At 37.4% G+C, this 11,814-nt stretch carries 10 protein-coding genes; 1 reads left to right on the forward strand and 9 read right to left on the reverse strand.

All coding sequences use genetic code 11. The features are described from left to right. Positions 1-38: 38 nt before the first annotated feature. From UGRO018_RS16700 to UGRO018_RS16710, 3 genes are all read right to left on the reverse strand, one after another. Positions 39-941, reverse strand: coding sequence for an ROK family protein (locus tag UGRO018_RS16700; protein ID WP_416327647.1), 903 nt, complete (start codon positions 939-941; stop codon positions 39-41). Next, positions 938-2,035 carry a DUF871 domain-containing protein gene (locus tag UGRO018_RS16705; RefSeq protein ID WP_416327648.1) on the reverse strand — a complete coding sequence of 366 codons (1,098 nt, stop codon included), beginning with the start codon at positions 2,033-2,035 and terminating at the stop codon, positions 938-940. Before UGRO018_RS16705 ends, UGRO018_RS16700 begins: the two co-directional genes overlap by 4 nt. A gap of 151 nt (positions 2,036-2,186) precedes the next feature. After that, the gene (locus UGRO018_RS16710) at positions 2,187-3,704 is read right to left on the reverse strand and encodes a hypothetical protein (protein ID WP_416327649.1); all 1,518 of its coding nucleotides are present in this window, start codon (positions 3,702-3,704) and stop codon (positions 2,187-2,189) included. Between the two features lie 182 nt (positions 3,705-3,886). Here UGRO018_RS16710 and UGRO018_RS16715 point away from each other — a divergent pair, with 182 nt between their 5' ends. Further along, complete coding sequence (locus UGRO018_RS16715) at positions 3,887-5,047, forward strand: helix-turn-helix domain-containing protein (protein WP_416327650.1); 1,161 nt, start codon at positions 3,887-3,889, stop codon at positions 5,045-5,047. Between the two features lie 8 nt (positions 5,048-5,055). Here UGRO018_RS16715 and UGRO018_RS16720 read toward each other — a convergent pair whose 3' ends face one another. From UGRO018_RS16720 to UGRO018_RS16745, 6 genes are all read right to left on the reverse strand, one after another. After that, on the reverse strand, positions 5,056-5,934 hold the full coding sequence (locus UGRO018_RS16720) for a LysR family transcriptional regulator (RefSeq protein ID WP_416327651.1): 879 nt from the start codon (positions 5,932-5,934) through the stop codon (positions 5,056-5,058). 21 nt (positions 5,935-5,955) lie between these two features. Then, positions 5,956-6,933, reverse strand: a complete 978-nt coding sequence (locus UGRO018_RS16725; RefSeq protein WP_416327652.1) for an aldo/keto reductase — start codon at positions 6,931-6,933, stop codon at positions 5,956-5,958. 151 nt (positions 6,934-7,084) lie between these two features. Next, positions 7,085-7,507, reverse strand: coding sequence for a cupin domain-containing protein (locus UGRO018_RS16730; protein WP_416327653.1), 423 nt, complete (start codon positions 7,505-7,507; stop codon positions 7,085-7,087). Between the two features lie 10 nt (positions 7,508-7,517). Next, complete coding sequence (locus UGRO018_RS16735) at positions 7,518-8,240, reverse strand: carboxymuconolactone decarboxylase family protein (RefSeq protein WP_416327654.1); 723 nt, start codon at positions 8,238-8,240, stop codon at positions 7,518-7,520. 106 nt (positions 8,241-8,346) lie between these two features. Next, entirely contained in the window at positions 8,347-9,768 is a 1,422-nt protein-coding gene (locus UGRO018_RS16740) for a glycoside hydrolase family 1 protein (protein ID WP_416327655.1), read from the reverse strand. Positions 9,769-9,776: 8 nt separating this feature from the next. Beyond that, positions 9,777-11,609 (reverse strand): beta-glucoside-specific PTS transporter subunit IIABC, encoded by a 1,833-nt coding sequence (locus UGRO018_RS16745; protein ID WP_416327656.1) that lies wholly within the window; start codon positions 11,607-11,609, stop codon positions 9,777-9,779. Positions 11,610-11,814 lie beyond the last annotated feature (205 nt).

Below are 11,814 nucleotides of genomic sequence, written 5' to 3' on the forward strand. Positions count from 1 at the left end.
TAAAAAGGAAGTGGTCAGACAACTTCCTTTTGACGTTATTAACAATGATCCATTGTTTGAAACAAACGATAGACAGCACCTAATAAACCTGCATTGTTCTTACATTTACAAGCCATCAGCTTAGGCATATGTACCATAGATAATACATGATATTCTTCACACATCTTTTCATATTCTTGTATCATACCTTGCATTGCTTCCTTTGAATTACTGATTCCTCCTCCGATCAAAATGATTTCAGGCGCAAGAAATACCGCAATGTTTATATATAAAGTTGCGCATGCATGGTAGAAGTCTTGAATACATTGTTTGGCTATCATATCTCCTGCCTCTTTTCGTCGATAGATTTCTTTAGCATCTAATACTCGTTGTTTTACGGCGTAGCTATAGTTTCTACATAAGCCTGCGATCGTTGCGGCATGATAGGAAAACGATTGTTCATCATATTGGTGTTCTTGTAAACCAGTCAAAGCAATTCCAAATTCTCCGGCAAGACCACCGATACCACGATACAGTTTATGATCAATATAAACAGCTCCACCTACTGCCGTACCTAGAGTCAAACATACAAAATTAGCATGATCCTTTGCATATCCCAACCATTGTTCACCGGCTGCTGCACATTTAGAATCATTTTCTACACTTACCGGCATGTGTAAACATGCTTGCAGTTCCTGTTGTAAATTTCTATGGAGGAAACATTTCACTGCACCACTTGTTTGAAGATACCCATCTTCTTGGATGATTCCGGGAGTTGATATACCAACACCACATAATTGATCTTTCTCATGTTCCTTTACATATTCCTTGATCAAAGTAATAAAAGCTTCATAATCTTTTGGTGTATCTTTCATATCTTGAGATAAAATTTCTCCTTGATCATTGACAATTCCCAGTTTGATTTTTGTACCTCCGATATCGATTCCTGCATAATGACTCATTTTATTACCTCTTTTCTTTTCAATGTGAATGCTTCAAAAGGACGTAGCTCTTTCATCAATAAGAGTTCCTCAGGTACTACATGACCTACGATATTTATTCTTCGATCTTTTTTTCGAGGTCGTAGAATTATTTGTAGTTCTCCTTTGTATTGTCCATATTCCTCATTTAATATGACAACATCACCGACGTTAAGATCTCTTACCTCACCTCTTGCGCTTAAAGCTTCCTTATGAAAACGAGCACGATGTTTGGTAGAGCGAATCACATATTCAGAAGCATCTCCTCGATATTCTTGATTACATAATACAATGGTTTCCTCAATTGGTGAAACCTTTTCCATCTCAATGGTTAAAAACGGCATGGATGATTGATGATAGTGGGCAATGTGGCGTAGCTCTTCTTCACTGGCATAGGCATTTCCTATGATTATCATGTCAACAAGTCCCATCATTTGCATATGACGAAATTGAACCTCTAATGATACATCACGATGGTCTTCTAATGTACATAATCCTTCGGATACAGGCCATGGCGATATGGAGGCTTTTTGTGATGTGATAAAAGCCGCAATCGGTATATGATGATTTAAAAAACGTTTCGAACATTCCACAAAGGTTGATAACGGCAATCCTGTATAACGTTGTGGATAAAAATTATGTGACCCACACATTTGATTTCGATTTGGCTGGAAATCTAAAATGCGTTCCAGTTCATGCGTATTTCTACTAACATTGAATTCGATTTGCAAGCCATAAGGATTATGTGTCATCATAGCCTCTGTTTTACCATCATATCCAGAATCTAAACGAATAGAGGTAACACCTAAATCATGAAAGTAATGTAGGTCATGCTCATCTCCATCAATATATTGAAATACCAAGGGGTGGATATCTAAGCTTACGCTCATACCGATTTTTTTTGCGCATGAAATACTCTCTTTGATTCTTTGAATACTACGTTTTGGATCGTGAATATCTAATTGTAAAAAGCTCATAAATACATGTGTAAACCCTAAAGAATATGCAAGCTCCATATAGGCTTGATCTTGTACAAGGTCTGTTTTGTCCGGATATAAAGATATACCTAATTTCATATGATCACCTTCCTAACTACAGTATACAGAAAGTGAAGGTTATCCTTTATCAGATATTTATGTTATATATCATAATTTTATCATATCTTGTCCAACAAAAAAGAGAATGAAATCTACACACCAATTTCAATTCCCTTCATTTATTCTTTATTTATTTTCCACCGATTGCTTGGTGTAATTCGCTTGTACCATCTTTCAATAATTCGATGCCATCTACCAATTGTACTACACCTTCTTTCAATGCTTGATTACCATCCTTAACACCTTTACCGGCTTTCAGTAATCCTGACTTTAGTTCAACCAATTTCCCCATACCTCCACAAAGCGTATTGATTCCTTCTAATATCGGTGTTGAAGCGCTGAAAAGTGCATGTGCACCAGTTTGAAGTGTTGTGATACCTTCCATCAATGATGGTGTATTTTGTTGTAGTAAAGATGTTCCTTTAACCAAAGCTTTGGTTCCTTGTTTTAGATCTTTTGTCCCTTGTGATAATACATTCGTACCAGAAGAAACAGCCCTTACTCCAGATAATAAAGCATTTGTGCCTTCATTAACAGCAGACACACCATTCACATATGTTGTGATACCTGTTTTTATTCCTTGCTCTTCATCCATGATAAAGTCAATCATTCCATCAATTCCTTGATTCATTTGTGTGATACCCAGAGGAAGCATGGAAAATTGCTGAATTCCTTGATTCAATCCTTCATATGATTGAGATAAGCCAGATGCCCCGCTACTTGATGCTGAGGTTACTTGTTTTAATTCAGATACACCTTGACTTGCGTCTTTCAATGCTTGATCAGTTGCTAAATAAGCAGTTGCCATAGCTTTGATCGTATCTCTACCATCTTTGCTGTTTAACATACTTTGCATGATAAGTGTAAAATGCTCATCATCCGCAGTAGCCAATTGCGCCATGAGCGCCTTTGCATTTTCATTATGATAAATGTTTTCTTGTAGTGTGGTCAAGCTATATTGTAGTGCATCGATTCCTTGATCTACGACTGCAGTTGATTGAGATAAGGCATTTATCCCATCTTTTACTTTACTTGAACCAGTGGTCAGTATCTGGATCTGCTCATCATCCGGCACGATTGTCAATCCTTGTTTTAAAGCTTGTAATGCTGAGGTCATTTGATCCGGTGCTTCTAATAACATCTGTTTTTGCTTATCCAACATCGTCGTTGCTTTACTCAGTTGATCCGCACCATCTACGATCTGACTCATGCTTTCATCTAGTTTTTCTGTGCCATTTGCTAAGGTATTGACTCCTTCATCTAATTTTCCAACACCTTGATGAACATTTATGACCCCATTGGTATACGTATTGACCCCTGAGTATAGTAAATCTGTGCCATCTGATAAAGTTTTAACACCTGAAACATACTGAATAGCACCATTTTCCAATACCAAAGCACCATCACTTGCGCCTGTTACACCATCAGTATACTTCACCAAACCATCATACAAGCCACTACCCAACTGATCTACACCATCTACACCTTTTTTCAATTGACCGGCACCTTCATAAAGTGATATACTTCCATCCTTTAATTGCCCTGTTCCCGCTTGCACATTTGTTAGAAGCATACCTCCACCACCAATTCCCCCAACAACTACGACCCCACTTAATCCCGCCAACAACAACTTCTTTTTACCTAACATAGAATCCTTCCTCCTCATATGTTCTGATATCAGAAAGCGCTTACACCAATGATAAAAAAATAAAAGTATTTTTATCTTCACGCTATCCCTATCATTGCATTTAGTATATAATAGGCAATGATACAGATATATTAATATTTTTATATTTCTATCTGATTTTTTAGATAAAGTAGGTGAATTTTATGAATGATCTTTCCATCCTTATTCCAATTCTAGATGAGTTATACGCAAGGACCCACATACCGATCTTGATACTTGACGCAGCTTTTCAACCGGTTTATCCTATGATTTCTTCACCCTTATTTCAAAAGGTCATCCAACCTCTTCCTTTTTCTTTTCAACATGATATAGAACTCATCGTAGAAGATCATAGTGCTGCATATGCTACGATCTCTTGTTGTTTGAATGATCAAAACTATACCATATTATGTGGCTGTTTACTTCATCAACTAGATCAGAATGCGATTCCAACACGTATTCAAGCTTTGATACCAAACATCATGCTACATCGCCATATTACAAGCGAACATCTTTCTACTTTTACCAGCTTTATCAAAACTCTATCTATGATCGTTTATACGAAAAAAATCAGTGAACAGGATATTCATACCATTTATTTTCAATCCAAAGATTTATCACAAGATGAGGATACCTTGACCATTCGACGGTTGGTACAATCAACACCCGGCTATTATGCGTGGGAACAAAAATTTTTTTCATCTTTTACATTAGGACGATTTGATACCATGAAAACGATGTTAAAAGAGATGCATCGTTATGATATCGAAGAGGTACATCCGGAAACACTGGAAATCGAAAAATATAAACTAGTAAGCTTTATCACCCTTTTGACAAGAACTGCCATTCACGAGGGAGCTCTTGTTGATCAAGCTTTTTCTTTATCTGATGAATATTTAAATCGTATCAAAGAATTACCCACAAAACAAAACAGTACCTTCATTGAAGACGCAATGATTGAATTTTATGCCCTATGTCCAAAATCAAAAGAACGCCATTCTCCTTATATTCATCAATGTATCCAATTTATCGATACCCATTTATATGATCGAATCTCTTTAAAGGATCTATCTAATGTCATTGGTGTTTCCGCAAGTTATCTAGCGGTTATTTTCAAAGAAGAACTAAAGGAAACCACAACACAATACATACAACGCAAAAAAATAGAAGAAGCACAGCGTCTTCTCCTATTTACAAATAAAAGCTCTAGTGAAATTAGTTCTTTATTAAGTTTTCAATCACAGAGTAGTTTTATTCAGGTTTTCAAAAAGGTATGTGGCATGACTCCTAAACAATTTCAAGCACAGGAACGTAAACTGTATTGATACCTATATCATGTAAGAGATGCCTTGATCGTTTGAATAAATTTTGTCGCTGCTGGGGAAAACACCTGATGTTTTTTCCATACCAAAACACTGCCTGTTTCAAGACTTGGATAAAGTGGCTTAAAACATGTAAGACTTTCTTCACTGTCTTTGATCAAATGATCGATCGTGATCGCATAACCAAGTCCTGCTTCCACAAGAATCGCAGCATTATAAATCAGATTGTATTGAGCGATCACATTCAAATCATCGAAGTTTCCCTGAAACCAATTTTCAATTTCGTTTTGTACGATTGCCCGCTTGGTTATGATCAAAGGCTTATGCAAAAGATCATCCGCAACTACGTATTCTTTTTGCGCAAGAGGATCTGACTTTCGTACCAATACGCCCCATCTTTGTTTCTCAGGTAAACGTAAAAACTCATAATTCTCTATGGATACCGGTTCTGTCAATAATGCGATATCTACCAACCCATGATTAAGCTTTTCCTTAATATCATCTGCATTTCCACTAAATAGATGATATTTGACTTGAGGATAGCGGATGGAAAAATCAGTCATGATATCCGCAAGATAATGAAAGGAATCAATCTCTCCACTACCGATAAAGATTTCTCCGCTCATGATGGTATTTTCAGTTTTAAATTCATGTTCTGTTTTATCTGCGAGTTCTAATAACTCTTCTGCTCTTCTTCTCAATAGCATTCCTTGATTTGTTAATCTAATTCTTCCTTTTCCTCGTTCAAACAGCTTTGTACCCAATTCCTCTTCCAGTTGTATGAGTTGACGAGATAGTGTAGGCTGAGTGATATTCAAAATGATGGAAGCTCTTGTGATATTTTCTTCTCTTGCGACCGTAAGAAAATATCGTAGTACTCTTAATTCCATAGAAACACTCCTCTTTACCTTTTATTGATGTCCTACTATTTTATGAGGAACATAAGGTTCTTCTAAGTAAGCAATATCCTCTTCACTCAATGTCACATGAAATGCTTGCGCAAAATCATCAAGATATTTTTCTTTTGTGATACCGATGACCGGTGAGGTAACCCCTTTTGCCCATAGCCATGCGATTGCGATTTGGGAGCGTGTAGCTTGATATTTCTCTGCGATATCAGCTACTCTTTCCACGATCAACTTATCAGATTCTGCTGTAGCATCATACTTTCTTTGTGCTACTTTATCCTCTTTGAATCGTTTCGATTCAGAAGTCCAATCTCTTGTCAATCTTCCTGCGGCAAGTGGGCTATAAGGTACAAGCGCAACACCCATATCGGCACATAATGGATTCATTTCACGTTCCTCTTCACGATATAATAAATTATAATGCCCTTGCATCACAGAAAATGTAGTCCATCCATGTTGTTTAGCGACATATTGAGCTTTCTGAAATTGCCAAGCATACATGGAAGATGCTCCTAAGTAATGTACCTTACCTGAACGCACGACATCATGAAGTGCTTCCATGGTTTCTTCGATCGGTGTATTGGGATCAAAGCGATGAATATACAAGATATCAATATAGTCTACACCAAGACGTTTCAAACACTGATCAACTTCATACATGATCGCCTTTCTAGATAATCCTTTTCCATTAGGTCCAGGTCGCATTTCTTCACTGATCTTTGTCGCAATCACGATTTCTTCACGAGCTGCATAATCCTTTAGTGCTCTACCCAATATTTCCTCACTGGCACCAAGTCCATATACATTTGCGGTATCAAAGAAATTGATTCCCATATTCAATGCCTTTTTGATAATGCTTCTAGATTGTGTTTCATCCAATACCCAAGAATGAATCCATTTTTTAGGATCACCGAAGCTCATTCCTCCTAAGCATAATTTTGAAACATCCAATCCGGTACGACCAAGTTTACTATATTCCATAAGTATCCTCCTCTTTATCTAACTTCATTTTAGACCTAAGTTTTGATTATGTCTAATACTTTGTTACTATGTTATATTATGCCTAAAAAGCATGATGATTTTCTATCACTTTTTTGCGTAGAAAAAAAGATCGTGATGATACGATCTTATATTAAACGTCTAATTTTTCATATTCCAGATCATTGACTTCTTCTAACCACTCGTTAAATGCTCCCTCTGCCGGCACTCCTATCGCCAAATGAGAAAACCAGCTATCCTTGGTTGCGCCATGCCAATGTTTCACTTCAGGTGGAATATTGACAACATCTCCTGTATGAAGCTTTTGTGCTGGTTTGCCCCATTCTTGATACCAGCCATTACCTCCGGTAACCAATAAAATTTGTCCACCGCAATGATGAATATGCCAATGATTTCTACAACCCGGTTCAAAGGTTACATTACCGATTCCAAACGGCTTCGTTGTTAACATATGCAAATAACTTGTACCGTTAAAATAATCAGCATATGCTGTGTTTTCATCACCTAATGGAAAAACTTCTTTTTCCAAATCCTTTAACATTTGTTCCTTATCCATGTGCTTCCTCCTATTTTGTTACTTCATTTATAATCGCAATTGCATTCAATGTTCTGGGATAGCCGATATATGGCTGACATTGCGTAATCGCTTCAATCAGATCTTGGCGTGTATTTCCTGCGGCAAGATTCGCTTTCGTATGAGCATGAAGCTGTTTTTCACACCCGCCTAAAGAAGCAATGACACAAAAGGTCAATAGCTCTCTTGTTTTCATATCCAGACCTTTTCTTGTGTAAAAGTCACCGAAACAATGCGCAGACAAATGATTCTGGATATGTTTTAGATCCTGAAAAGCATTATCATGCCCTGCTTGAATGTTATCTCTTCCAAATACTGAGCATTGTTTCTCAAAGCCTTTTTCAAATCTTGTTTGTTCATTCACCACGCTCATAGAAGCTGTTGAGGTATTGATCATTTCTTCTTTACCTACCTCATGAATATAGTTCAAGGCATCATTTACACTCAATAAACCCGCATAAGGAATCGCTTGATACACTGCTTCTTTGATGACTTCCATATCAGTACCTAACTGTAATAAAACTAACACATGATCCTTGATCAGCTCTTTGCCATCCTTTGCGGCCATAACTGCCAAAGTAATCAGTTCTCTTTTTTCCAAGTCCATGGTTCCATGTGCATATATTTCATCAAAGATATGATGATTCATGATTTCTTGCATCTCTTTATCTTCTTGAAAATAAGAAACCTCTGTCAAATATTGTCGAATATTCATTTTCTCACATCCTTTATATGTATAGTGTAATGCGATTGATACTTAATGTCTAATACCTATCAGCTATCTTTCTTCATGCTTTACAAGCATGCTAGGAAAAGACGAATCAAACCTTTGATTCGTCTTTGATGCATGATTCATGTTGTTGAATCACTTCTTGATACCAATAAAAACTATCTTTTTTGATTCTTTCCATATTCTTTAGGTCATGTTCCTCTCGATCTACGTAAACAAAACCATAACGTTTTCCATAGCCTTGATGTGTACTTACAAGATCCATAAAAGACCATGGACAATAGCCAATCAGATCCACACCATCGCTTATTGCCAATTGTGCTTGATAGAAGTGACGTTTATAGTAATCAATGCGATATAAGTCATGAACACATCCATCTTCACTCAATTGGTCTTTTGCGCCCAATCCATTTTCCGTTATCAAAATCGGTAGATGATATCGATCATAAACTCTTCTTAACGTAACTCTCAACCCAACGGAATCTACCATCCAACCGAATTCAGTCTGTTCTAGATGCTCATTTGTAGCACCACGGTAAACGCCTTCTTCCCCAATCATCACTTGTTGATCACCATTTCTAGGCTGACAATCTGTGCCATCATTTCTACTGGCACTTACCGTTGCACTTGCATAATAGTTTACACCGATAATATCCGGTTTTGCTTTTGCGATAAGTTCCATATCACCTTTTTCTATTACCGGCATATAACCTTTTTCTTCTAAATAAGACCATGCCAAAGTATTGTATCTTCCATGAACTGCTACATCAAGATATAACCAACATCGAATACTTTCCCAATTATCTGCGGCAATGACATCTGATGGATGACATGTTTCTGGATAAATCGCAGTGATATTCGGTGCAGGCCCGATCTTTGCTTGCGGACATAGCTCATGACACAAAAGGGTTGCTTTTGCGGCAGCAACAAACATGTGATGACATTGTTGATAAAGCTCTTTTTTTGTTGGTACCTTACCCGGATTCATTGCGTTTGGATGATTGATCATAACATTTTGTTCATTGATCGTTAACCAATACTTGACTCTATCACCATAATGCTCGAACAATATTCTTGCATATGTTTCAAAAGCATCGATGGTCGATCTAAGGTTCCATCCTCCCTTTTGATGAAGTGCATAAGGGAGGTCAAAATGATACATAGTCACGATTGGCTCAATACCATAACGTAAAAGCTCATCTATCAATTGATCATAAAATTGTATCCCTGCTTGATTGATTTCAGTTTCTCCATCCGGTAAGATCCTTGTCCATGCGATAGAAAAACGGTATGCTTTGAGTCCCAATTCAGCCATCAATTTTACATCTTCTTTCCAATGATGATAATGATCACTGGCTATCTTAAAATCTGTAATACCTTTCGTTGGCTCATGAACATCTTGTACAGATAATCCTTTACCATCCTCTAGATAAGCTCCTTCTACTTGATACGCAGAAGTAGAAGCACCCCATAGAAAATTTCCTGGGAAATCTTTTATTTTTTTATGATACATGATACTACCTACCTTTCCAACCTTAGTAGCTGTTCACCACCGGTGATTGCTTTTTCTTTCTCTACATGAATGGAAGAAAATTCTTTGCTATTGGTCACAATGACCATGGTTTGTAGACAATATCCTTCCTTTTCAATCGCTTCTTTATCAAAAGTCAGTAAGGTTTGTCCTGCTTTCACATGATCTCCTTGTGAGATAAAAGCTTCAAAATGAGCACCTTGTAATTCTACCGTATCGATACCCACATGGATCAATACTTCTACTCCTGAATCAGATACGATACCTATTGCATGTTTACTTGGAAATAAGGTCACTACTTCACCATCAAAAGGTGCGACAACACGATTATTTGTTGGTTCTATGACAACTCCATCTCCCATAGCACCACAAGCAAATGCTTCATCCTTTGCCTCCTTTAATGCCTTTACATCTCCTTCGATCGGTGCGAATACATCCATCATATCCTCTTTTACTTCCTCTGTTGTTTCATAACGATAACTTAAGACCCATGTAATGATCGCAGTCACAATGATACTGATGATCAATGCGATAAGAATGTTATAGAAAAACGTCATGGTATCATCCCCGATATAAAGCAATACAGCAGGAAGACCGGAAGATCCTGTCGCAAAGCGATGGGTATGTGTTAAGCCGGCATAAAGACCTCCGAAACCACCACCGATCATTGACGCAATCAAAGGATATTTTTTAGGAAGATTTACACCATACAACGCAGGTTCGCTAATTCCCATATAAGCGGTAATGGATCCTGAAGTCGCAAGTTGTTTGATCTTTTTATCTTTGGTACGAATCGCAACCACTAAGGCAGCGGTAGCTTGTGCAATATTAGAACATACACAACCTGGACCAAAAATACTATCATAACCTAAGGTTCCCATTTGCATAACACCCAATGGAGCAACCCCATTATGTAAGCCAAACATAACCATCAACGGTAAGAATCCGCCAATCAATACAGCCGGAGCCCAACTTGCATTGGTACTTAAAAAGGTAAAGAAATCCGCAAGATATCCACCTAGAATACTACCGATGGGACCAAGCAATGATAATGCAAGGGTTCCCATGATCAAGAACGTCAACATTGGCACAAATACCAATTCCACAGCCTTTGGTATCCATCGATTTAAGAACTTCTCGACATAAGATTGAACAAATACGATCAAAATGATCGGGATAACGGTAGAAGTATAAGTAGCAAGTGTAAATGGTATGATACCAAAGAAATGTATCGGTTCATTGGCACTTACCAAAGCGGTCCAATTCGGATGCATCAAGATTGCGGCCACAGATACAGCCAAAATAGGATTACATTTTAACTTCTGTGCTTCGGTAAAGGCCAACAACATCGGCAAGAAGAAGAACACTCCATCTGCGAATAAATTTAATAAATAATAGGTTTGAGAATCCGTTGTTATAACCTTACATACAACCAATAGTGCCAATACTGCCTTGACCATACCGGCACCGGATAACGCAGGTATGATTGGTTGGAATGTTCCTGCCACAAAATCAATGATGGTTATCGCTATTCCTTTTTTCTGTTTCGTTTCAACTTGTTGTGTTTGCTTATGATCTATGAATTTATCCACCTCTTCAAACACATCTTTTACATGCGTACCGATAACGATTTGATATACTCCTGCATTTAAAATGACTTTCGCAACGCCATCCAATGCTTCAATGGCTTTTTGATCTGCTTTATTTTCATCTATCAAATGAAAGCGTAGACGTGTTTGACAATGATAAACATCTTGTATGTTTGATTTTCCTCCGACTAGCTTTACAATATCCAAAGCTAATGCTTCTTGTTTTTTACTCATCATGGTTTCCTCCTGGGATTAGGATGAAAAGAGCGTTGTTCATCCAGCAATTGCTTTTGTCCGGTTTGGATTGCTTGCTCTTTTTTCCTCGCTTATAAATTAGCATACGAAAAAAGCGGTTTCAAGCAATTCCACGATTACGAAAAAAGGTTTCATTTTTTAAGTGTTTTATCTTGTTTTATATGAAAAAACATGAAACTTTATA

Source organism: Hoskinsella mucinilytica (genome assembly GCF_045223415.1).
Classification (GTDB): domain Bacteria; phylum Bacillota_I; class Bacilli_A; order Erysipelotrichales; family Erysipelotrichaceae; genus Hoskinsella; species Hoskinsella mucinilytica.

Excerpts from the sequence above, each read along its gene's own strand:
- UGRO018_RS16700 (WP_416327647.1), bottom strand. The coding sequence starts at position 941 with ATGAGTCATTATGCAGGAATCGATATCGGAGGTACAAAAATCAAACTG.
- UGRO018_RS16705 (WP_416327648.1), bottom strand. The coding sequence starts at position 2,035 with ATGAAATTAGGTATATCTTTATATCCGGACAAAACAGACCTTGTACAA.
- UGRO018_RS16710 (WP_416327649.1), bottom strand. The coding sequence starts at position 3,704 with ATGTTAGGTAAAAAGAAGTTGTTGTTGGCGGGATTAAGTGGGGTCGTA.
- UGRO018_RS16715 (WP_416327650.1), top strand. The coding sequence starts at position 3,887 with ATGAATGATCTTTCCATCCTTATTCCAATTCTAGATGAGTTATACGCA.
- UGRO018_RS16720 (WP_416327651.1), bottom strand. The coding sequence starts at position 5,934 with ATGGAATTAAGAGTACTACGATATTTTCTTACGGTCGCAAGAGAAGAA.
- UGRO018_RS16725 (WP_416327652.1), bottom strand. The coding sequence starts at position 6,933 with ATGGAATATAGTAAACTTGGTCGTACCGGATTGGATGTTTCAAAATTA.
- UGRO018_RS16730 (WP_416327653.1), bottom strand. The coding sequence starts at position 7,507 with ATGGATAAGGAACAAATGTTAAAGGATTTGGAAAAAGAAGTTTTTCCA.
- UGRO018_RS16735 (WP_416327654.1), bottom strand. The coding sequence starts at position 8,240 with ATGAATATTCGACAATATTTGACAGAGGTTTCTTATTTTCAAGAAGAT.
- UGRO018_RS16740 (WP_416327655.1), bottom strand. The coding sequence starts at position 9,768 with ATGTATCATAAAAAAATAAAAGATTTCCCAGGAAATTTTCTATGGGGT.
- UGRO018_RS16745 (WP_416327656.1), bottom strand. The coding sequence starts at position 11,609 with ATGAGTAAAAAACAAGAAGCATTAGCTTTGGATATTGTAAAGCTAGTC.